14 protein-coding genes are annotated in these 22,715 nt (G+C 52.2%); 5 read left to right on the top strand and 9 right to left on the bottom strand.

Annotated features, from left to right (window positions below; translation table 11 throughout):
* Positions 1–2: 2 nt before the first annotated feature.
* Positions 3–722 carry a LytR/AlgR family response regulator transcription factor gene (locus BLQ88_RS22145; protein WP_176885063.1) on the bottom strand — a complete coding sequence of 240 codons (720 nt, stop codon included), beginning with the start codon at positions 720–722 and terminating at the stop codon, positions 3–5.
* Between the two features lie 194 nt (positions 723–916).
* Between BLQ88_RS22145 and BLQ88_RS22150 the strand changes: the two genes are divergently transcribed.
* On the top strand, positions 917–1,672 hold the full coding sequence (locus BLQ88_RS22150; protein WP_090154537.1) for a hypothetical protein: 756 nt from the start codon (positions 917–919) through the stop codon (positions 1,670–1,672).
* Positions 1,673–1,687: 15 nt separating this feature from the next.
* Here BLQ88_RS22150 and BLQ88_RS22155 read toward each other — a convergent pair whose 3' ends face one another.
* From BLQ88_RS22155 to BLQ88_RS22165, 3 genes are all read right to left on the bottom strand, one after another.
* The gene (locus BLQ88_RS22155; RefSeq protein WP_090154539.1) at positions 1,688–2,602 is read right to left on the bottom strand and encodes a tyrosine-protein phosphatase; all 915 of its coding nucleotides are present in this window, start codon (positions 2,600–2,602) and stop codon (positions 1,688–1,690) included.
* Between the two features lie 113 nt (positions 2,603–2,715).
* A complete protein-coding gene (locus BLQ88_RS22160) occupies positions 2,716–5,097 on the bottom strand; it encodes an ABC transporter permease (RefSeq protein WP_090154541.1) in 2,382 nt (793 codons plus the stop codon).
* A 339-nt stretch (positions 5,098–5,436) separates the two neighbouring features.
* Positions 5,437–6,957 (bottom strand): sulfatase family protein, encoded by a 1,521-nt coding sequence (locus BLQ88_RS22165; RefSeq protein WP_090154543.1) that lies wholly within the window; start codon positions 6,955–6,957, stop codon positions 5,437–5,439.
* A gap of 245 nt (positions 6,958–7,202) precedes the next feature.
* Between BLQ88_RS22165 and BLQ88_RS22170 the strand changes: the two genes are divergently transcribed.
* Positions 7,203–7,541: a hypothetical protein gene (locus BLQ88_RS22170; protein WP_143016905.1), complete on the top strand. Its 339-nt coding sequence runs from the start codon at positions 7,203–7,205 to the stop codon at positions 7,539–7,541.
* A 49-nt stretch (positions 7,542–7,590) separates the two neighbouring features.
* On the opposite strand, the gene BLQ88_RS22175 is transcribed toward BLQ88_RS22170, so the two are convergent.
* From BLQ88_RS22175 to BLQ88_RS22185, 3 genes are all read right to left on the bottom strand, one after another.
* Positions 7,591–8,631: a methyltransferase gene (locus BLQ88_RS22175; RefSeq protein WP_090154547.1), complete on the bottom strand. Its 1,041-nt coding sequence runs from the start codon at positions 8,629–8,631 to the stop codon at positions 7,591–7,593.
* A gap of 57 nt (positions 8,632–8,688) precedes the next feature.
* Positions 8,689–11,181 (bottom strand): right-handed parallel beta-helix repeat-containing protein, encoded by a 2,493-nt coding sequence (locus BLQ88_RS22180; protein WP_176885064.1) that lies wholly within the window; start codon positions 11,179–11,181, stop codon positions 8,689–8,691.
* Positions 11,182–11,425: 244 nt separating this feature from the next.
* Positions 11,426–11,869: a DUF6194 family protein gene (locus tag BLQ88_RS22185; protein ID WP_090154550.1), complete on the bottom strand. Its 444-nt coding sequence runs from the start codon at positions 11,867–11,869 to the stop codon at positions 11,426–11,428.
* Positions 11,870–11,981: 112 nt separating this feature from the next.
* On the opposite strand from BLQ88_RS22185, the gene BLQ88_RS22190 reads away from it, so the two are divergent.
* Positions 11,982–12,305 carry a winged helix-turn-helix transcriptional regulator gene (locus tag BLQ88_RS22190; RefSeq protein ID WP_090154552.1) on the top strand — a complete coding sequence of 108 codons (324 nt, stop codon included), beginning with the start codon at positions 11,982–11,984 and terminating at the stop codon, positions 12,303–12,305.
* Between the two features lie 90 nt (positions 12,306–12,395).
* Positions 12,396–13,790 carry a T9SS type A sorting domain-containing protein gene (locus BLQ88_RS22195; RefSeq protein ID WP_143016906.1) on the top strand — a complete coding sequence of 465 codons (1,395 nt, stop codon included), beginning with the start codon at positions 12,396–12,398 and terminating at the stop codon, positions 13,788–13,790.
* Between the two features lie 57 nt (positions 13,791–13,847).
* Here the strand turns inward: BLQ88_RS22195 and BLQ88_RS22200 are convergent, their stop codons facing one another.
* On the bottom strand, positions 13,848–14,633 hold the full coding sequence (locus BLQ88_RS22200) for a hypothetical protein (RefSeq protein ID WP_090154556.1): 786 nt from the start codon (positions 14,631–14,633) through the stop codon (positions 13,848–13,850).
* 163 nt (positions 14,634–14,796) lie between these two features.
* Between BLQ88_RS22200 and BLQ88_RS22205 the strand changes: the two genes are divergently transcribed.
* Positions 14,797–18,639 carry a caspase family protein gene (locus BLQ88_RS22205; protein ID WP_090154558.1) on the top strand — a complete coding sequence of 1,281 codons (3,843 nt, stop codon included), beginning with the start codon at positions 14,797–14,799 and terminating at the stop codon, positions 18,637–18,639.
* On the opposite strand, the gene BLQ88_RS22210 is transcribed toward BLQ88_RS22205, so the two are convergent.
* Positions 18,636–22,691, bottom strand: a complete 4,056-nt coding sequence (locus BLQ88_RS22210; protein ID WP_090154559.1) for a caspase family protein — start codon at positions 22,689–22,691, stop codon at positions 18,636–18,638. The two genes, BLQ88_RS22205 and BLQ88_RS22210, sit on opposite strands and share 4 nt — an antisense overlap.
* Positions 22,692–22,715 lie beyond the last annotated feature (24 nt).

Raw genomic sequence — 22,715 nt, forward strand, 5'->3', positions numbered from 1 at the left:
GGCTACATTTTCAATTTTGAAACAGCCGAACGATAGGTTTTCCCGATCGGGATCACGGCGCTTCCGCATACGAGTTCCGCAGGCCTGTGCTCGCGTACCTGCGCGAGCGAGACCGCGTAGCTCCTGTGTACGCGCATGAAGCGGTCGGCGGGGAGCTGTTCCATGAAACAGGAGAGCGTCGAAAGCGTGAGGTAACTTTTGGCCGGCGTGACGATTTTGGTATAATCCTGCATCGCTTCCAGGTAAACAATGTCGCGTTGCGCAAGCTTTACTACATTATGCCCCTCCTTGATCGTCATCGTGTCGTGCCCGAAAAGCACCTCATACGCCTGCGATTGCTGTTTCATTTCCCAAAATTCCCTGATCCGGGTCACTGTGAGCGCAAACCGCTGCTCCATGATTGGTTTGAGGACGTAATCCAGCGCCGACAATTCGAAGCCTTCGAGCGCGAAATCGGGGTGGGAGGTGATAAAAACGGCCATCGGTACCTCTTCCCTGAACTTGCGCAACAGCTCGATGCCGGTGAATGCGGGCATTTCAATGTCGAGGAACACGAGGTCGGGTTGAATGTACTGCTGCGCTTCGTAACCTTCGAGCGGGTTGGTGAATGTGCCGCAGTTTTCGAGAAACGGGTAAGCCTTCACCATTTCGCTCAAAAAGAGCAGGTCGAAAGGGTTATCATCAATGGCAATAAAGCGGATTTTAGCGTGAGGAGACGTCATGAAACGGGTGCAAAGGATTTGTACCCAATATATACAAAAAGCATATGCCACACACCGGTACGCTCCGGACATTCTGACTTAAAGGAACATGGCTCAACAAACGGCCCCGGAAAATAAATATACCCGTAATTTTACGCTAAAAGCGCTTCGAGGTATTCCATAAATTAACGGCTGCACCTAAAAAGCCGGAAATCATGAAGTACCGAGTATTTTATATCACTGCCCTTTTGCTGGCGAGCGTGGCCGGCTGTACGCTCGAAGACCACGGCATGCCCACAGAGAACGTCAGGATCGTTAAGCGCGAGCGGGTTGGCTATGGCGTTTACCGTTACACGCACGACGTGATGAACCGGCTTGCCACCGAGATTTTCGAACCCGCGGTGATGATCACGCCATTCGATGTAGCATTCACCGGCTTCACAGCCGACAACCGGCTCGCAAATGCCGTAGAAAACTTCCCGGCGCCGCTCAACGACCTCGGTCATGAAGTGCAGCGGGCAGCCGACGGCAAAATCGAAAGGATCAGGAAGTATTGCGTGGGCGGGCCTACGTGCACATCGGGCATCTGGTATTTTACCTATCCGTCGGCCAATGTGGTGGAGGTGAAATTCTGGGACAATGGCTCTCTTTTCCGCGGAACAGACGCTTATACCTTCAATTCTGCGGGCCAGATTGCCGAAATCAGGCACTACAATGCCAGCGACGAGCTCACTACCACCACCGCGCACCTCACTTTCGACGACAAAAGGAATATGCTCAGCTTCTACCCGGAAGGCTATCTGACCATGCCGGCGAGCAACAATAACGTCGTCGACTTCACGGTAACCAACCACCTTACTTCCGACATCACTTCCGCGTCGTATGCGTACGAATACAACGCGCAAGGCTGGGTGACGAAACGCACAAGGACGGGTTTTGCGGCAGAGCTTCTGGAATACGAGGCGTATTAGCCCTTTTTCGGATTTTTATTCCGTCAGTTTCTCAATCAGTGCCCGGCGGGCTATTTTATCGATGCCCAATTCGTTTTCAATGAATGGCTCCATGCCGCCGTAAGTACTGTCGATTGCATTGAATGTCGCATTAATGAAACTTTCGTCGACCGTCGAGAGGATTTCAATGGCGTCCATATTCAGTTTTGGCTTGATAATGCGGCCGAGTTTGGCTTTGCCGAGTGTTTTTTCGGCGCGGTCGCGGCGGTAGTAGTTGGAAACCATGAAGTCGTCCACGATTACCTGCCGGTCTACATTTAAAATCGAAAGGATCAATGCGGATACGATGCCAGTGCGGTCTTTTCCTGCCGAACAATGGTACAGTACGGGTTGGTCGGAGGCGGTAATCTGTTTTAAAATGCTTTTGACATTACCGATGTTGACCGTCACGGCGTCGGCATAAAACTTGGCAGTCATGTCCCTCGCTTCCTGTTCGGTAATCTCGCCGTTGAGCACCCTCTTTTTGAGCCCCTTTATTTCTCCTGCATTATCCTGCACCACCGGCGTGTGCATATAGCGCACGTTCGCAGGCAAACGATCTTCCTTTCCTTCAATTTCATGGTCGGTACGCAGGTCGAACACGGTAGCGATGCGCAATGCATTGAATGCGCCGAAATCATCGGTTTCCAGCTTCGAAAGGTTATCCGAACGGTAAATGAAGCCTTTGCGGACGGTTCTGCCGTCTTTCGTTTTCAACCCGCCGAGGTCCCTGAAATTGATTGTGTTGTCCAAACCAATGTACCGTGCAGCTACCGCCGCAGAATCACCGCCGCGTACCGTCAGGTCATTGTAAGCCGCTTTTCCATCGTGTTCCGCCGGTACACTTACTTTGCAGGACGAGAGGGAGGCCGCCAGCAACGCCGCCAGCCATGCCGATTTACTTTTTTTCATAATCTGTTGATGCCAAAAGAGGGATGCCCATTTGCCGCATTGCTTTCAATGCCCTATTGAGTCACCAACAGATTACCTTGGAATTAGGTTTGAAATAGTATTACAAAAAGCATTCATTCCGAACGCAGCGATTTTACCGGGTTGGCTAATGCCGCTTTGAGGGACTGATAAATGACTGTCAGCCAGCATATCAGCAAGGTAGCCACACACGACGCGATGAAAATCCAGACGCTCATATTGGCCTTGTAAGGAAAACTTTGCAGCCATTTGTCCATCGCGAACCAGGCGACCGGTATGGCGATGGGAAACGAGAACAGCACAAGGCGGGTGAAGTCTTTGGATAACAGCAATACCACGCTGGCCGCCGAGCCGCCCAATACTTTCCGTACGCCGATTTCTTTCACGCGCTGCTCGGTGGTGAATGTGGCGAGGCCAAACAAACCGAGGCACGCGATCAGGATCGTGAGGGCCGAGAATGTCGTGCATATTTTGCCGCGGAGCTCGTCGGCGTGGTAGGCGGTTTCAAAATCCTGGTCCAGGAAGCGGTATTCGAACAGCTTGTCGGGATAGGTCTGCTGCCATTTCTGATTGATGAATGCGATCGTTTCGGCGGTATTCTGTGTTTTGATCTTCACATGGATTACCCCGTTGCCCCTGCGATAGATCATAATCAGCGGCTCGATAGGATTGTACAGCGATTGCTGGTGAAAATCGCGCACTACGCCCGCGACGTGCGCGGTAGGCGGCGGGTTCTTGCCATCGGCCGGTACGGTACCGAGCATAATCTTCTTGCCGATCGGTTCTTTCCAGTTCATGCGTTTCATGGCCGCCTCGTTGATCAGCACACTGTTGGCGGTATCAGCAGGCAGGTCGTTCGAGAAATTCCGGCCGGCTATCAGCTTCATACCCATGGTGTTGAGGTAGTCGTGATCGATCGCGGTAGGTTTGAAAGCCATTTCTTTCATTCCGGCGTTGGACTCTACCGTGAAAATGACCCTGCCGCCAATGTTGCTCACCGGCGCAGATGCCGTGGCTACGCTCTGGATGTTCGGATTATCAAGCAGCGCTTTTCTGAGTGCATTGTATTTGTCCTTCGGCTGGCCGTCCTGGTAGTCGATCGTCAGCACCTGCTCGCGGTCATAACCCATGTCCTTGTTGCGCATGTAATTGAGCTGTTGGTAGACGATCCAGGTACAAATGAGCATGATCAGCGAGATGGAGAACTGCGTTACCACCAGTGCTTTCCTGAAAAATCCGCCGCCCCGCGCCTTGAATGTGCCTTTTAATACACTCGCAGGCTCGAACGACGACAGGTAGAATGCGGGGTAACTGCCGCTGACGAGTCCGGTGAATACCACCACTGCCAGTCCGATGAGCACAAATTGCGGGCTCAGCAACTGCATATAGCTGATCGCTTTGCCGGCTACATTATTGAAAAACGGAAGCAGTAATGCTACGAGAATGAGGCTGATTACCAGTGAAATGAGTGTGATCAGGATAGATTCGGTGAGGAACTGGCGGACGAGCGCGCCTTTGAGCGAACCCATTACTTTACGCAAACCCACTTCCTTCGCACGCCTGGCCGACTGCGCGGTCGCGAGGTTCATATAGTTGATACTCGCGATCAGCAGCATGAAAAACGCCACCGCGCTGAACGTGTACACATAACCGATGTCGCCATTCGACTCTCCGTCGAATTTGGAATGCAGGTGAATGCGCGTGAGCGGCTGCATCTGGTAGGTAATGTGAATGCCCATTCGTTTGAAAATGCCGGACATATATTTCTCGTAAAGCCCGGGAAAGCCCGCTTCCAGCTTATTCAGGTCGGCGTTTTTAGACAACAACAAATAGCTGTTGATGTAAAAGCCGCCCCAGCCGTCGGCATTGCGCTGGAAGGAGTTCAGGGAAATCAATCCATTGAATGTGAAATGCGAATTTTTGGGCACGTCCTCAATTACGCCGGTGACTTTGTAGGAAGTGGAATCGTTGGTCTGCAATACCTGGCCGAGGGCAGGGGATTTGCCGAAAAATCGCTCAGCCACCCGTTTGGTAAGTACAATGCTCCCTGGCTGGTGCAAGGCCGTGCCGTTACCCTCTATGAATTTGTAGGTAAAAACGTCGAACACTGTGGAATCGACGGAGAAAATATCCTCCTCGTAAAACCGGCGTTCGCCCTGCCGGAACGCCATCCGGCCATTCGGGAAGAACCGGGCGTAGTTCTCCACAAACGGGTAATCCTGTTTCAACGTTTTGACCAGCGGCGGCTGCGTACTCACCCACTTATTGACTTTGTCGGGCTCGCGGATGTAGGAAACAATGCGGTAGATCCGGGATGCCTTGTCGTGGTAGCGGTCGTAGCTCAGCTCATCGACCACGTACAGAAATAGCAGCATGCCGCAGGTAACACCAATTGTGAGCCCGAGGATGTTGATCAGGCTGTAAAATTTGTCTTTAACCAGGTTACGAAAAGCCAGTTTGAGATAGTTTTTGAGCATCGGGGGCAGGATTGGGTTTACCGCCCCCGTGCAAAATTCGTTCCTGTTTGTTAAGTGATTGATTTAGAGCGCTTTTGATGATGTTTTCTGTTCGGAAGTGAACGTTTTGGCGGCTGGAATGTCCGCCCTCGCCGACCGCCGACCGCCGACCGCCGACCGCCGACCGGAGGGGTGTCCTTAGACGTTGGCCAGGAGGCTCCCTACGGAGCCCGGGAACGATGTGCACAACCCTTTGGCTACAAACAGGATGCCCCTCCGGGGCACTGCTAACCGTCAAGTTAATGCCATCGGCGGTCGGTCGTCGGCGGTCGGCGGTCGGCCGTCGGCCATCATCAACGCTCACCCCTGCCGCTCATACCACTCCAAATACGCCTCCTTATCGAACGGCTCGGGATTGAGTAGCAGCTTTTGCCGGACCTGTTCTTCGAGCAGTAGCGCCATTTTCTTTCTTATACCAGCGAATTCGGGCTTGTGGGCCAGGTTTTCGTATTCCGTTGCGTCGGGCTGGCGGAGATCGTACAGTTCGTATTCATCGGGATAGCCGCCGAGGGCATCGAAGTAGTGCGTGTATTTCCAGTCTTTGGTACGGACGGCGCGGATGCGGTTGGCCGCTTTCACCACGCTCGGCTTGTTGGCGGCGCTGGCTTTGGTATCGTCGAATGTGAAAAGGATCGCATCCTGCACCGGCTCATCGGCTTCGAACAGCGGTACGAGGCTGGTGCCCCTGATGCCCTGCGGTGCCGTGGCGCCGGCTATGCTGGCGATCGTCGGGAGGATGTCGATCAGCGAAGCCAGGTTTTCGGTCGATTTAAGATCGGCGTTTTCCGGGAAAAGCACCGGGTTTGAAATAACCATCGGAATCCGCGTCGCTTCTTCGTAGGCAACGAATGCTTTTTGCCGCATTCCGCCGTGCGCCATACCCATTTCGCCGTGGTCGGCGAGGCGGATCACCAGCGCCTGGTCGGCCAGTTTGGTACCTTCCGTCTCCTGGTACAATTCCTTGATCAGAAAGCCGATCTCCGTATCGACAACACGCAGCAGGTTTCCGTAGAAATTAATGTAATTGGTTTGCTTTTCGGACGAATGCAGCGGGCCCAGGCTCAATGCGCCCGTAGCCTTCACCTGCGCCTGCGCGGAAGGCTTGCCATTGGTGGCGAGGTCTTCATTCACCGTCGCGGGAAGCTGGATAGGACCATTGAGGAAGTCGTTGCCATACCCGTAGTTGAAACCTTTGGGATAACAAAGCACATCATGCGGATTGACGAGCGATACCACCAGGCAATAGGGCTGTTTATCACCCTTTTGCCTTCTTTCGCGCACCGTTTGCAGGTAAGCGATCGCTTGCTGTACATAGGCCTTGTCGTGGTTGGCAAAGCCGCCGCCGAAATTCTCGGGAGCAGTGTCCTCGCCCGCATCCGGCGCGATCCAACCCCTGAAACCGTACATCGCAATATCGGAAGCCGCCGGACTGCCACCCTCCGATCCCTTGCTCACGTGCCATTTGCCGCGGTACTGAACGTCGTAACCCTGATCAAAAAGCATCCGGGCAATGTTGGGCAGCGTATTATCCAGCTCGATTTCGGCCGGGGAATACCTGCCGCCTTCGGTAAGGGTTTGTGTCACATGGTGTTGGGCAGGGTAGAGTCCGGTGAGGAGCGTCGAGCGGCTGGGCGAGCACATGCAGGTGTTACAGAATGCCCTGTCGAAGCTGAAACCGTTCTTTTTCAGGAATGTAAGGGTTTTAAGATTGTCCTGTTCCCAGTTGTCCGGAAAATGCTGCGTGGCTCTTTCCTGGTCGGTGATGACGATGAGAATGTCCGGGTTGCCGGCAAGGTTACTGAGGCGTTCTTTGAAAGTCATTTTTGCGGTTGTTGAATAGAAAGTGATTTTCGATTAGTGGAATGCGATTCGAACTAATTTTGATAGGTAAGTGAATTTGTAGTAGAAATTAATCGTATTGCTATGAATTTATTAGTTAACGGTCGCGGGATACGTTGGCCACGCGGTGACTTTTTTAACGGAATTGTCTTGAAAGGGAAGCTTCGGGAATGGTTTTTGTTCAAACGTGTCGGCCAGCAGGCTGAAAACCAATAAACTTGAAAATCATGAAGAAGCTCGCATTTTTAGTCTCATTCGCCATTGTATCGTCCTTCGCTTACGCGCAGGATGATGCCAAATCCAAAGCCGACCAGGCCGCACAGGAAACCAAGGAGGCCGGACGAAAAGCCGGAAAGGAAATTAAAAAAGACGCTAAAAAGGTAGGTGACAAGGCCGAAGAAGGTGCCGAAAAGGTAGCGGACGGCTCGGAAAAGGCTTATAAAGCAACCAAAAAAGGTGTGAAAAAAGGCGCCAAAAAGGTAGGAGATGGGGCTGAAAAGGCATACGACGCCACCAAAGACGAAGCCAAGAAGTTGAAAGAGAAAGCGGACGATAACCGCCGTTAGGCTATTACATTAAAATCCCGGCCAGTGCGGCCGGGATTTTCTATTGTGGCTATTTGTAAGCAATCGCAGCGCTGGACGGCCCCGCGAGCGGAATCACCTCGAACCTGCGGAAACCGGCTTCCCGGGTCCATTTTTCAAAATCCGCACCGGTGAAATCGAATGCAACCCCGAACTCGATCAGCATATTGAGGGACATCATTAGGCCGAATGCGTTTTTCCGGCGGTCGTCGTCGATCAGCGCTTCGATGGCGATGAAAGCGCCTCCTTCCGGCAATGCGTCGTAAGCTTTCCGGATCAGCATCTTTTTATTGGGCAAATCCCAGTCGTGCAGGATCATGCCCATGGTAATGATATCCGCTTTCGGGAACTCGTCGGTGAAGAAATCGATATTTACCGTTTTTACACGCCCGCTCATCCCTTTGGACGCGATGTAATCCTTCGCAATAGGCTCCACAGCCGGCAGATCGGCCGAAGTACAGGACATATTGCCGTGTTGCTTCGCCACCTCCACCGATAATATCCCGGCCGCACCGCCGATATCGCACAAGGTCGAGTAGGTGGAAAAATCAAACTTCCGGGCGAGGGCCATAAAATTGCCGATGGAGATGCCCGACATCGCGTCGATAAACTGTTTCAGCCGCTCGGGCTTCGCATAAAGCTCTTTGAACATCGAGCTGCCTGTTTGCTTGATCTCGTTCTGCGGCTGGCCGGTCAGTAAAGCCTCTTCCAGCGAACCCCAAAAAGGGTACAACCGATCATTCGCCATCTCCACAAACCCGCCGATGTAGGAAGGCTTGTTCTTGTCGAGAAACACATCGCTTTCGGGCGCATTGGAATAGCGGGCGGTTTCGAGCAAACCTTCCCGGTTGAGAAACCCGAGCGCTACCAACGCATCCAGGAAATCATAAACGCCCCGGTCATGGAGTTTTAATGCGGCCTGCACCTCGCTACCCGACAACGATTTGCCGGAAAGCGTGGTAAAAACGCCGAGTTTGACGGCGCTCAAAAGCGTTTTGGAAGCAAAAAACGCCATCGCCGTCTCTATAATGCGAGACGGGGTAAGCTGCTGTGTTTCAGTGGATGTGTTCATGATAGAGCGGGGTTTGATTTATTTATAAAAATAGGAAATAAATCAGGAGTGGCAACCTCAGTTCACAGACGGAGCAAAGTAGGTGAGATTGACATAATTGTCTGTCTTGAATAGCACTGGCCGGGCTCCATTCAAAACCACATTTCCTTTACTAACGACAATACCGTCGTCAAAAGTAGTGATTTGGGCCGGCCCGAGCGAGCCTGCCCCGGTTCTCAATTGCAGGTTCGAGTAGACAATGCTGTTAAAAAGCATCCATGGCGCCGAACCTGCATTCAGTATTGCAGAGCTATATCCGGAGGGCAAGTTTCTTCCAATTGAACAATTATAGATTTGATAAAAGAACGATTTCGCTCCGCCGCTCGTGCTGGCGCCATTCGTGGATAAAAGGTCCACATTTTCCAACGCAAACTTCCAACAGGCGTCCGCATCCACCTGCGTGGAAAAGCCGGTACTGTTCCGAACGGTAACCTCGTAGTCAAATACCGAGTCGGCGGACATTTTCGATTTTTCACGAGAGGCAATTCTGATCGTAGCGACGGAGTCGAACCCCTGGGGCCGGAACGGTTGGTCAACAATCAAAATAATGGGTTTCCTGGTTACGGATATATTTTCCTTGCGGACAGCAAGATAAGCCGCGGTAGTGACACTAGTCGGGTTGCCACCGGAGATCGCCACATTATTGGCTATTTCCAGTCGTTCGGTAATGTATTTGCCATTTTCGAAAATACTTGTGATGCCGCGATAGATAATCAATTGTTTGTCAAGGTTCGGATTGACCATGCGATTATTTTTGATGGAGACAAATTTGGGATGTTCCAGCGCCCTGGTAAATGTGTTTCCGTAAGCCAATCCGCTCGAAAAGGCACCAAGAAGGTTAGGGTTGGCGGCACCCTGGGAAATCTCAATGTAGTTGTCCTCGGCAATCCACGAACCGCGTATTTCCGGAGTGGTTGCAGACATGCTACTGATTGACCAGCAATTGTAAATCTTGCAGTTTCTGATTTCGATATCCCCGCCTGCGACGCTCACACCGGTGGTCGATCCGTTTTTGCTGTAAATCCTGCTGTTAGTGACTTTCATCCCATGGCACCAGTGGGCGTCCAGCGGTTGCAGAAACACCGTAGTTCCGACATCGTCCGCACCATGAAGAATACAGTCGTCAATAAACACTTCGGTTGCATAAGCGGCCATAATCGTATGTTTGCATTCGTCGATATGACATCGGTTAAATTTGACATCGTAGACATCCGTCAGATTGAAACCATAGCCGAGCCTCGCCTGACTTCCACCGTTCCCATCGTCGTTGAAGCCACTTACATGACAATCGTTGAAAGTGATATTATATCCGTTTTGGACGGTTACTCCAATGTATCCCTTGTGGGGCTGATCTTTATTGACAAGCCGGAGACCGTTCATCGTAACATGACTTCGTGTGGTGCTAAGGGGTGTCTGTCCATAAAAGATAGATTCTGCCTCGATGTTCAACCCATTGATAGTGATGGGTTTTTCTTCCGGAAATACGCGGATTTCCAAATGCGCAATGTCCGTATAGGTTTCCTGCAAAGGGGCATCGAAATTCCCCTCGTCATCCAGCAAATGAATCAGTTGCCGCTTGTAGTAGGGGCTGACGGCGACGCCATCCCCGAAGCGATTGATCATTACCTCGGCCGTACTGCGTAGAAGCACAGTGGCCCCTTTGAAACCGGTAATACCGAGTTTACGACTGCCCTTGGTAAGTCCGCCAGGATTAGTGTGATCTAATGTATCCACGGGTTCAGTACGCGCAATACTAATCGCTGAGGTGGATTTATTCATCAGGATAGTAGCCTTTGACTCTACGTCGGTGTAAAACGTTACTTTGCTATTGACGCGATACTGTTCTTTGGGCAGGTACAAGGTTTTGCCAAGTTTTTTGGCCGCGATCGCTGCCGCATTAAGTGCTTGGGTATCGTCGGCAACGCCGTCACCAACGGTACCGAACCAGCGGACATCGATAAACCGGTCGATGGCTCTCACATAATGCCGGCTATTTCTCGCAATCACTACCAACGCGCCGTCATCGGGATCGGTATTCAATGAATCATAAAGGAACTTGCCGCTTTTTGGGCCGTGGACGATCTCCACGACATCTTCTTCCTCGCCCCAACCTTCTCTTAGGCTGTCCATTCTTACGTAAGGTACGCGTTGCGGGTTCAGTTGCATGGTGAACATCTCCCTTTTCGAGTCGCGCTGATCCGAGGCAGCCTTTATCGAGAACGGTAGGCTTTCGACGTAGACCAGCTGACTGGAATTGTTGGCCTTGTCGCTCCCACGCAGCAATATGAATTTGCCGGAAGGAACCTGTGAGGTAAACTTCCCTTTCAGCTGATAAATAACCGAAGGATTACTGGCGGTTAACGTCGTTCCAACAAAATCGGAATAATTTCCCCCGGTTTGGACGAAGCCATCCGGCAAGACGATTTTAATGCGAAAAGCATAACTTTCTTTGAAAACAAACATGATGCTTTCATTGACCGGAAGCAGTTGTGCCTTGACAACGATTTCCATCTCTTCATTCAGCTTCACCTGATTCGTCGTCGTTTCAAATGAGAACTTGATTGGGTCGATGCTTAAAGCGTCATGGTCGGGTATGCTGGCAGCCGCAAAGAAGGACAGATTGCAAAAAATGCAAATCAAAAGGAATAACTTGGAGAAATGGAGACATTGAGTACGAGCGCGCTCCGATCGGCGCATCTTGCAGTAAAGCATGTTGAGTAAAACGTTTTGATAGTTGAGTAATCTTTTTGAATAATCAGGGAGCAGGATTCGCCTTCTCATAACTCGCCTTGGCCTTCCCATAGGCATAGTCCAGAAACCCTTTCAGCTGCGGATAGCTGCCTTCTGAGGGATTCACAATGCTTACCCAGTACATTGTCCCGTAAAAAGGATGCGGAAATAATGTGTCCTCCCGGGTAAAATCGATGCCGGAACCGGTATACCCGCCGATTCCCGGTTTTGAGGGTATCGAGCCGAACAAATGCTGAAAAATGGGTTTGTCGATACCAATGTTGAGTCGGTAAAAGCCGTCGCGATCGAGGTTGGACACGCTGTCGAAATCATTGTCGCTTGTGACGATGGTGGCAAATGGGAACTTCTCTTCCTCACGGTACATGAAAAAAAAGTCGCCATTCGCTTCGACCTCGCGCACGCTTTCAAATTCCGTCCGGATCCGGTTTCTAATGGTTGTGAGCTGCATAACAAGATGGTTTGGTTCGTGCGAAGTTGCCCGCATCCGTTTACTTTTGCAAGTAGTTATCCTTTTGTTACTTAGGGTTAAAAAGTAAAGCTTTGTTGGTTTACAGATTGTTATGATCAAAGAAAAAGCAGAATTACAAGCCGATGAATGTCCGTTCCAGGCCGCGATGGATCTGCTTTCGGGCAAATGGACGATGTCGATCATCAACAACCTCATGGCAGGCACCCTGCGGTTCAAGCAGCTCGAACGCGCTGTAACGGGGATTAATACACGCATGTTGGTGAAAGAATTGAAACTCCTTGAATCGAAAGGGCTGGTGCATCGGCAGGCATACGCCACTGTGCCGCCGACGGTCGAATATAGCCTCACCGAGAGAGGACGGTTGTTGCAACCGGTGATCGTGGCGGTTCAGGAATGGTCGGTGAGGGAGATGTGATGGATAGCAAATATTTGCTATTGTAGCACCCTTGCCGTTGTGGTTGTTTTACGTGCTGATTTCAATGTAAAACAAACGCCCCGACACCCTATGCCCACTTTAATATTACTTCTGCAACGTTCGATGGCCTCGATAGCGACGCTGCTATTCTCGCTGTCCGCAACGATTTCACTGGCCCAGGCTGTGAACGACTCACCTACCAGACTGATAAATCTCGTTGTGCTTTCCAGGCCCCAGGAAACGAGTACTAACACGGGATTTGCTTTGTTTTCTTCGAATGCACAGGTCATCGCCGCATTTAATAAGGGCCGGCGGTTCGAGGAGGCCGCTTTCGGTTTTCCAGCCAATTCCCTGGGAATCTTTTCGCTTCCGGCAGGTTACGATTCCTTTACCCCGGCGCAACGTGCCTTGTACATTATCAATGGGGAAAGAACGGCCAGAGCAGGTTTCGACTATGGCAACGGGCCCGTTCTCGGTAAGCCGCTGGAAGGTGTGGAGACAACCTTATGCGATATTGCCGCGAAACAGGCGTTTTTTGTGGATTCAACCAAAATTTTCACTTCTATCGGCCCGGACGGAAGTACCGGAATTGAAAGGATCCTGGCGGCTTTTGGGACCAATTGCGTGGAATTGTTGGGACGGGCCGGAAGCTACTATACCGGGGGTTCCTTGGGCTACGCTGTTGAGAATGCTATTTTCGAATGGCTGTACAGAGATGGCGCCAGCGGCGGGAATCGGATGCTAATGCTATTGCAAACCAGGGGCGTTCTGGAATTCAGAGAAGGCTCACCGATGCCCGTGGTCGGGTTTAAGGATAACCACGGTGCCGCAGGCAGCGAGGGGTTTCTGGGGATTGGTGTCAGTCATGGCGTGGTGGTACTGGAAATCATCGATCCGGGCAGACGCACCGACTGTGCATTTTCCGTCGAACAAAACCCGCTGCCCGTGCACCTGATTTCCTGGAACGGCATTTACGAGACCAATACTATTAAGCTCGATTGGGAAACGGCATGGGAGGAAAACTCGGACTACTTCCTGGTGCAGCGGAGCACGGACCTCAAAACTTTCCAAACGCTCACCAAAGTAGCTTCAAAAGGCACAACCCGCGATCAGCAGCGCTACGAATGGGTCGATACAGACCCACGGGCAGGTATCAATTATTACCGCCTTGTGCAGACCGACGTCGACGAAACGACTGAAACTTCACGGATAATAGCTGTCCGGAACGATATGCAAGCGAACGAAAACCTGGCTGTATATCCCAATCCATCGCATTCAGGTGAGGCATTTCGCGTTAAAGCGCCTGGCAATGCGGGAAATATCGCCCTTTACGACATCGTCGGGCGGGAATGTGCGATTGTTGTCTCCGCTGAGAGCGAGGGAGAGCTGATAGTAAAGCCGACGGAGGCATTGCCGGCCGGGATGTATTCGCTGATTGTCGTGGAGAACGGGCGCAAGCGGCACGGGCGGGTGTTTGTGAAATAAAAAGCATTAGTACAACACCATCACGAGTTGCGCTAATGCTCTCAATAAATATAGCATTTAACCAATATCGATCCCCGCGATAAAATCGGTTGCCTTCAACCCAAGTTTCGTCTGAACCGCGTCGCGGATTGTGGCGTACGTGGTTTCATCGAGCGTACCCACGCGCGAGCAGAATTCGAGCGTGGTTTTGCTTTTGGATGATTTGAAGAAAAGGATTTGCTTGATGGTATCCGACGATGTGATCAGGAAAGTGCCCAGCTGTAATGCGACGGTATCGTTTACTTCTTTGGCGATCCCGATCTGGAATGCGCCTTTTGTGGCAGTATGTGTGTTTTTCTCAAATGCGATGAATTTGCCGCTGGTGTCGCTGAGGCCTTTGATGGCGTCCAGCGTTTTGGTCACGAGCGGTACGAGTGCGGAACCGCCGACAGCGCTGGCAACCAGGTCGATAATGGCTTTGTCCACTTCGATCGTGGCGCCTTCCGAAGTGAATGGTGTGAAACTGGCAGATTGAAATGCCCAGCCGATGTTGCTCAGCACATTGATAAACTCGTCATACCATTCTTTGATCTGATCTTCCTCGGGAAACTTCTTGTTCGCCGCCAGCTGGGCCAAAAGCACCGAATGCAGTACGTCCTGCCGGCGCTGATCCGACACTTCCGATACAAAGGAGACGAGGCTTTTATCGTTCATAAACGACTGCTCTACATCCGTTTGGGTTTCGATTTCGGCGGGTGTAAGATCCCTCGAAAGTATTTCGCGCTCGCTCTCGCTGATGAACGATTCCCTGGAATTTTGAAGTGTAAGTTCTTTAATGTACCTCTTTGGGTCGATGTCTTCCATTTTTGGCGATAGTGTTAAAAGTTTACGGTATTTAATGCGTCGGGGTAAGTTAGAAAGATAGGACTATTTCTACGAAACCATTGAATAAATGGAGAGGAAAATGTTTCATAATGGCCCTCGTTTTTGGTAAATCGCCTCCGTCTCAACTTTATTCTTCTCACCCATGCGCTACGACACGCTCGCTGCCGACGAGGCGGCATTCAAAAACCGGACCGATTATACGTTTACGCCATTTGCGATGCCCGTGCAGGGGGAAGACCTCACATTGCGCGGTGTGTTTTGCAAGCCCAAGAGCCGTTCGGGCTACTTCAACACGCCGGAGCCGCCGCATAACAAGCAGCGGATCGTGCTCCATTTCACGGCCGGCAACCTGAGCGGCGGCATCAATACCCTTACGACGCAGAACTTCCGGGTGTCGGTGCCGTTTGTGATCGCCCGCGATGGTACTATTTATCAGCTGTTTCCGTCGAAAGACTGGTCGGGGCACATTGGCGCGGGCATTGGCAACGCGGGTACGGGCAATGCGCAGGACAAGGTGACGATCGCGATCGAGATCATCAACTATGGCTACCTGGTCGAGCGCGGCGCTAATCTGGAAACGATTTACTCGCGGCCGAAGGACAATCCCGGCCGCATCGACCTGTATTGCCCGCTGACACAGACGGACGCCTATCAAAAACTGAATGTTCCGTTCCGCGACCAGAAGTACTATGCTTCCTATACGCAGAAACAATACGAAAGCCTGATCATCCTGCTGCGGTTTCTGACCAAAAAATACAATATCCCGCGCCAGTTTCTCAGCGAGTCGGTGCGCTACCAGGGCACGCAGGATGTGTTGTCGTTCAAGGGCATTGTTTCGCACGTCAACTACCGCACCGGCGGCAAGTGGGACCTCGGGCCTGCGTTCGACTGGCAGCAGGTGATCTCGGGTGTGCAGGCGCAGGCCTACCAGCCCGCGAGCGCTACCCGCGAGGCTTTGGTGGCAGAAGATGGGCTGGTTACCGATGAAACTGCGCTTGAAACGCAATCGACCGAAGCGAGAGGCGTGGAAGTGGCCCCGCCGGAGGATTTTGAATCGCATTTCAATAACGAGGAAGGCGCAGCTGCAAAGCCCAATTTGCATGCATTGATCGTTGGGATCGATGCCTATGAAGACCAGGTGGTACTGAACCGCAAAGTAGCATTCCCCAAACTCCGGGGCTGCGTGGCAGACGCGACGAAAATAAAGCGTTACCTGGAAAACGACTCGTCGTTCGATGAGCGACACATTCAGTTTTTGACTAACCAGAAAGCCACGAAAGCGGAGATCGTGAAGGCATTCAAAGAGCTTGGAAAGGCCGGGAAGGACGATGTGATCGTGTTTTACTATTCCGGGCACGGCACGCAGGAGCTGGCCGATACGGCCGTTTGGACAGCAGAGCAGGACGGTAAGCTGGAATGCCTCGTGAGTTACTACGACGAGGAACATGATAACGATTACCTGGTGTCGGACAAGGAATTGCGGTACCTGATCAGGGAGGTTTCCAAAAATGGGGCGCATATTACCGTCATTTCGGATTGCTGCCATTCGGGCGATAATACCCGTAATGCAGGGCTGATCAAATCGACTTACGAGCAGGTGATCGAGCGGCGCATTCCTTATGCTTTTCCCCAGCGGACCTGGGAGAAATTCATTTTCAGCGGAGAGCTTTCCCCGGATGATTTTGCGGGCAAACACATCGATGCGGTACTGCCGCCGGCCAGGCACGTGAGCCTTTCCGCCTGCGAGTCGGACGAGTCGGCGGTGGAGGTGAGTGGGGAAGGGGTTTTTACCAAATACCTGATCAAATCCCTTGAAGCATCGGGCGGGCAGCTTTCCTATGCCGCATTGCACGGCCGTGTGAAGCAAATGCTCAACAACGCATTCGAGCAAACGCCCGTGATGTACATTCCGCCCGCATTTCACCTGGATCTTGCATTAAACAATGTGTTCAACAAGCCGGGAGGCGGCGGCAATGCTACCTACGCCGACGTGATCCGCGACGGGGCCAGCAACTGGGTGCTGCAACGGGGCGCCGTGCACGGTATCGGTCGGGCGACGAGCGGGATCACCGTGCGCGACGACGAGAAGGTATTTGAAGCCAAGGTGCGGTCGGTAGGAGCCGATACCACCATTCTCTCATTCGATAATGCGGTGGAATCGGAGCTCGATACGACCAAAGTTTACAAAGGATTTGTAGAAGGCTTGATGAGCCAGCAATTGAAAATCCATCTTAATAATGTAGATAATATCTTGACGGATAGTCTTTTGTTGACTGAAAAGTTAATGGCTGAAATTCCTTCGCAAGCCAGGCTGGAAGCGAAGGAAGCGGACGCGGATTATACATTATCGTTCCGGAATGGCCGTGCCGTTCTGACAAAACCTTTTGATACTTTTCGTCCGGTCGTGGAGCAGATCGAGCTGGATTCGGAAGCATTTGCCGGTGAATTGGTGAAAGATCTCAAACACATTTCGAACTGGCATTTCCTGAAAAACCTGCGGAACGATGCCGCCGCAGGAACGCCGTTGCGGATCGAAGTGAGCGATAGTACCGGGCAACAGATACCGTCCGATAAAGACGTGGTGAGATTGAATTATCAGAAGCTGGACGGCGAATGGGGGGGAAGTATCAAAATCAAAATCACCAATACCAGCACCCGTAAGCTGTATTGCTGCTGCGTATTTCTGGATGCCGGCTTCGGTGCATCGCTCGGTTTGCTGGATCCGATCGTCACGCCATTGGATCCGAATGCTTCCAAAGAGCTGACATACAATGACGAAACCACCATTCCGATTTCGCTGGATAGTTATGTACAGTTGTATAATTGGCCTAAAAACGCTGAATACCTGCAATTTATCATCAGCGCCGAGGACTTGTCGAATATCGAAGAGCTGGCGCTCGAAAGCCTGCCTGCGCCTTTTACGGTGAGTAAAAAAGGGTCGAGCCGGGGTATCGGGGCGAGTGTGAAGGAGACTGACAAAAGTCTGGCGGCAAGCTGGTCGACGCAGTTGCTGAAATTGGAATACATTAATCCCGAATACAACATTGTAGCAGAAGACGATCTTGCGGCCATGCTGGAAGACGAAAACCTGGCGGAATATGCATTAGGGAATTATTTCGAAGTAAAAACAAAGCCGGATTTGCAGCCGGAGTACCAGCTGAAACCGGATGTGCAGCTGCGCAACCGCGACGCGCATCTGGACGAAAAGGGATTTATCCGCGACGGCCTGCTGGACGTTGCCAATAAAACGGCCCGCCTGGTCCGCAATTCTAAATACCGCATTATGCGCCTGCGCTTCCCGCGAGCGCCCAAAATCGTCTCCGAAGGCGATTCATGGTTCCAGCATCCGTTGGTGGTGGACACGATCGATCACCTTTCGAAAGTCTATCCGATCTTCTGTGTGGCCGCCGCGGGCGATACGCTGGCGAACTACGACCGCACGGGGGAATGGCTGGAAGCGGTGGAAGACAAATCCCCGCGCTTTTTCCTGATCAGCGGCGGTGGAAATGACGTGCTCGGACAACAATTCCGTAACCACATCAAGGCGGGGCCGCACAACACAGGCCTCGTGCCCCAGGATTACCTCGAACCGTCGCTGACCGCCGAGCTGGATAATTTACAGGTGATCTACCGCAAAATGTTCACCGAGCTTTTCGCATTACGCCCGGATATTCACGCGCTTTGCCACGGCTACGACTACATTACACCGCTCGACAAGACCGACAAGGGCTGGCTGGGACGCTACATGATCGAAAAAGGCATGACCAGCCAGACTGACCGCAAAGGCGTGATCAGCTACATTCTGAACGAGTTCAATGATCGCCTGCGCGCGGTGGCGGCCGAGTTTCCTAATGTGCATTATATCAATGCCCGCGGGCTCGTGGCCGACGATCAGTGGTACGACGAGATCCACCCGAACAAGCATGGTTTTCAGGCCGTAGCGGGAAGCTTTTTGAATGTGATAGACGGTTTGGTGGATAATTAAATGCCCGCTTTGGCACTTTCCCACGCCGCTTCGTCCGCGTCGCTGAAAATGGCCCCGTAGCTTCTCAGGTTTTTTCGGACGGCCTCGGAGAAATTCGAGGCCGGGTTCACATTCCGGAAATCGCAGCCCTGCACGAAAAGGCCGGAGACGTTGATGAATGCAAGAACGGGTTTGGAAGCGGAATCTTTGACGGTAATCTCGGCATACCTGCATTTGATATTGAAAGGCTGCACGGCCGCCGCTGTAAGCAGTTGCATTTCCGAATGTAGCTGCTTTTTTTGTTCTTCGTCGGAGATAATTTCAAGACATTCGCCAGTCGCTACCGACCATTTGCGGAAGTTGTGCCCGAAATCCCGGGAGGTAATCTGCGTACCGTCGGCATTGTAGGTGGCGTCTTCGACACCATAGGCGTGGCCGCGGTAAATGCGGATGCATTCGCCGGTTTCCACGAGCCATTCGCGGATCGTCATATCGTCGGATGTCGAGATTATTTTGGTGCCGTCCGAGCTGTACCTGGCCCGGTGCAGCCATTTTTCGTGCCCGCGGAATGCCTGTAATGCAATGCCCGAGGCAATGTGAATTTCGCTGAAAGTGCGGTCGTAGTTTACGGTAAGCAGCTTTTTCGAATCCGGGCTGACAATGCATTTGTTGACTACCCAATCGGACTGCCCGCTGATCGCGTAGAGTTGCGTGCCGGTTTCGACGCTCCATTCGCGGATGGATTTGTCGTCGGAAGCTGAAACGACCCTGGGCTTGTCGGGGGAGTAGCTCGCGAAGTTGACCTTGTCGGTATGGCCTGCGTAAGTACGGCTTTCGAGGCCGGTTTTTACCGACCATTCCCGCATGGTTTTGTCTTTGGAAGTGGAAAGAATGCGCTCGCCGTCGGCACTGTAAATGGCGCTGTACACCTGGTCCGAATGGCCTTTGTAGATCCGGAACGGTGCATCGCTCTCCGCCGACCATTCGATCATGGTGCGGTCGTCGGAAGCGGAAAGTATAAGGGTGCCGTCGGGGCTGTAACAAACACTGTTGACTTTTTCGGTATGGCCATTTAATGTCCTGAGGCATTCTCTGGTTCTGACGAACCATTCTCTCACCGTATTGTCGGCCGAGGCGGAGAGGATTTTATCGCCTTTCGGGCTGTACGCAACCGAAGCTACGTTTTTGGTATGGCCCGCATACATCATGTTGCATTCTCGGGTTTCAACACGCCATTCCCTTACGAGTTTGTCATCGGCGCAGGTAAGGATTTTGGTCCCGTCGGGTGAGTACACCGCATTATTCACCTTCGAATGCGCATGTTCATAGCTGGCCAGCTCGGCGCCGGTGGTTACCGACCATTCTTTCACGAATGTATCGTACGAAGCGGACACCACCTTTTGCCCGTCCGGGCTGTACCGGGCGGAAACAACCTTGTCGTCGTGGCCGGTGAATGTCTGCAAAAGCTTCCCGGTGGCCGTAAGCCATTCCTTAATGGTACAATCGTCCGAAGCCGTCAGCAGCTTTTTACCGTCGGCACTGTAATGCACCTGGTTGATCTGCCCGTAATGCCCATTGAAAATAAACCCGTCACCATCGACAATGCTGCCTTCGAACCGCGCCGGGAGGTACGCGCTGCCTTTGTGCTTCGTCAACGGAAGCCCATTAAACTGGATCTGGCGCAAATCGAGGTTAGTCAGGTTGGCGCCGGCCAGGCTTTGACGCAAATCGAGCCAGATAGTAATTACATTGCGGATCACGAATGCCCGTTCCGCCTCGCCTGCAACAACGCCCGAATCGCTCCGGCACAAATCCATCACAGCCGACAGCAGGTTTTCCCTCACCGGAAGTTCGAGACGGCTTTTGGCCGCATTCCAGGTTGGTATCACATTATGTTCACCTTCAATTTCCCCGAGCAGGCGCCGCAGGTAAACGGGGATGTAATTTCTGAAAAACACATCGGGCAGCACACGCCGCACCATCGCGACCTGCGTCACGTTGCGTATATGGCACACCGCAAAAAAGTCCCGGAAGTTCTGGTGCAGAAACCGGAGATCATCGCCTTCCATCACCAGCACGCGCAGGCGCTCTACGAGGAATTGTTTTACTTTTCCCGAACGCTGCTCTTTGTCGTCCAGTTCGGTGAGGATGCCCAGGCCCAGTTCTTTGCGTTTTCCTTCAAATTCGGGATAAATGTCCGTCAACTCTTCGGTATCCAGCTCTGCGAATGCTTCGTCGAGCAATGTTTTGAAGTTAAAAACAGGATCGGCAAGCTTGCGGATCGTGATTGCGTATTTGCCCCTGTCTTCCATTCGGTAAGCAATGTAGGGGACAAGTACGCGGAGCAGGAAATTCTGGTAGCGGATATCTGCTTCGTCGTTGGCGTCGGTGAGCTGCGCGAGTTGGGCCTCGTTGAAATTCCAGAGCAGCTCGCCGTAAGTCGTCACTTTCCTGAAATGGAAGCGGTCGTCATCCTTAAACCGCAATGCAATGTTATTGGCCCCGGAATACAGCGTGAGCATCATAGGGTTTGAAAATAGCCCGAGCAGGTCTTTATTGGCCGGTACTTCCTGGCCCTTCTCTTTCAGATACGCGACGACGGTTTCCTGTGTGAGGGGTAAAATTTGCATTAATGCGGCACTTTCGCTCGCAAGGTCCAGCTTTTCGATCTGTTTATTCCGCGATGAAATCACCATTTGCGTGCCATCGGCTCTGGCAGCGAGGTCGTTCAGCGTGGCCATCAGGCGGCCTTTGGGTACGGTCACTTCGTTGAGGCCGTCGAGCAGCAGGATGAGTGACGGCTTGCCGTCCCGCGATGTTTCAAAGAGCTGCCAGAGTGCATTGACCGTTTCGTCGGGCGGTTCGGGGATATTGAGCAGGTTTTTATAAATATACCTGACCACGAAGTCGTTGCGCTCGGCTTCGGACGAGGAGTTGTATTCGTTTAGCGGAATGAAGATCGGTACCGGACCATTCTCATCGAACAGCAGGTCGCGCCACAGCAGTAGCAGCGATACGGTCTTGCCCATTCCGCCGTCGCCTACGAGCAGCGCCTGCGACTTTTTGTTTTGCCACAATGCTTCTACCGCCAGTTGAAGCGAAGCCACCTGCGCATCCGTCCTGACCTGTACATCGAGGTATTTGCCCAGGTTAATCTCCGAAACCAGAATGCTCTCGATATTCAGGTATTTGTACCGGCCTTTTTGAAGCCGCTCGAACTGCGCTTTCGAACCGGCCCGCAGCGTTTGTTGAAGATTCGCAGTGTCGAAAGGCGTTGCGGCGGGCGATGCGCTTGCGGCGCGGTGGAAGAAAAACTCTCCCAGCTTGTATTTCTGGTTGACGAGGCTTTTGCAAAGTGGCTCTATATCAAAGCCTTTGTCGCGCACCTGCTTGGTAACCTGCGCGCCGAGCCAGTTGATCGAAACGCTGGTATCGGCATTGTTATGGAGAATGTCGACCAGCGCGTCGGCAAAAGGGCTCTTATCGGGAACTACGCCATTTCGCCCCGCGGTAAGCACCCATCTGGACGGTACTTCCTCCGCTTCGGCCGACTGGCTTTGCTGCGTAACGTCAATTTCCATTGTTGCAAAAGCCTCCGAAAAACAGGCGTCGACGATCAGGACAATGTGGTGGGCTTTGATATTGGAAAGGATGCGGATCACTTCGCTGACGGAAATAAGCTTTTTTAAATCGCTCGGCCGTTCCGAAAGGATCGGTGCATCGGAAGGTACCCAATAACCTTCCTTGTTTTTATCGAAATGACCGTGTCCTGAAAAATAAATGATCAAATTTTCCTCCGGCCTGATGCGGAGCTCGCCGTTTTCATCCTTATCGGCCAGGTAGCAGATCTCGTCGAAGACAATGTCGGTCTTGGCATTTTCATCGAAAAGCGGTTGGATCACGAAGTTTTCGTCCGAAAAACCGTAGAAATTCTTCAATACCGTAAAAAAGCGCTGACAGTCCGACACCGGGTATTGGAGTGGCGTCCAGTTGTCGTATTTATCGATCGCGACGAAAAACAGGCGGTTCCGTCTTGTCTTATGTTGCGGTGGGGTGACTGTCCCGATGCCCATGATGTTAATTTCGCTGACTAAACT

The sequence above is a fragment of the Dyadobacter soli genome (genome assembly GCF_900101885.1).
Lineage (GTDB): Bacteria > Bacteroidota > Bacteroidia > Cytophagales > Spirosomataceae > Dyadobacter > Dyadobacter soli.

Excerpts from the sequence above, each read along its gene's own strand:
- BLQ88_RS22200 (WP_090154556.1), bottom strand. The coding sequence starts at position 14,633 with ATGGAAGACATCGACCCAAAGAGGTACATTAAAGAACTTACACTTCAA.
- BLQ88_RS22170 (WP_143016905.1), top strand. The coding sequence starts at position 7,203 with ATGAAGAAGCTCGCATTTTTAGTCTCATTCGCCATTGTATCGTCCTTC.
- BLQ88_RS22145 (WP_176885063.1), bottom strand. The coding sequence starts at position 722 with ATGACGTCTCCTCACGCTAAAATCCGCTTTATTGCCATTGATGATAAC.
- BLQ88_RS22165 (WP_090154543.1), bottom strand. The coding sequence starts at position 6,957 with ATGACTTTCAAAGAACGCCTCAGTAACCTTGCCGGCAACCCGGACATT.
- BLQ88_RS22155 (WP_090154539.1), bottom strand. The coding sequence starts at position 2,602 with ATGAAAAAAAGTAAATCGGCATGGCTGGCGGCGTTGCTGGCGGCCTCC.
- BLQ88_RS22205 (WP_090154558.1), top strand. The coding sequence starts at position 14,797 with ATGCGCTACGACACGCTCGCTGCCGACGAGGCGGCATTCAAAAACCGG.
- BLQ88_RS22160 (WP_090154541.1), bottom strand. The coding sequence starts at position 5,097 with ATGCTCAAAAACTATCTCAAACTGGCTTTTCGTAACCTGGTTAAAGAC.
- BLQ88_RS22195 (WP_143016906.1), top strand. The coding sequence starts at position 12,396 with ATGCCCACTTTAATATTACTTCTGCAACGTTCGATGGCCTCGATAGCG.
- BLQ88_RS22190 (WP_090154552.1), top strand. The coding sequence starts at position 11,982 with ATGATCAAAGAAAAAGCAGAATTACAAGCCGATGAATGTCCGTTCCAG.
- BLQ88_RS22175 (WP_090154547.1), bottom strand. The coding sequence starts at position 8,631 with ATGAACACATCCACTGAAACACAGCAGCTTACCCCGTCTCGCATTATA.
- BLQ88_RS22185 (WP_090154550.1), bottom strand. The coding sequence starts at position 11,869 with ATGCAGCTCACAACCATTAGAAACCGGATCCGGACGGAATTTGAAAGC.
- BLQ88_RS22210 (WP_090154559.1), bottom strand. The coding sequence starts at position 22,691 with ATGGGCATCGGGACAGTCACCCCACCGCAACATAAGACAAGACGGAAC.
- BLQ88_RS22180 (WP_176885064.1), bottom strand. The coding sequence starts at position 11,181 with ATGGAAATCGTTGTCAAGGCACAACTGCTTCCGGTCAATGAAAGCATC.
- BLQ88_RS22150 (WP_090154537.1), top strand. The coding sequence starts at position 917 with ATGAAGTACCGAGTATTTTATATCACTGCCCTTTTGCTGGCGAGCGTG.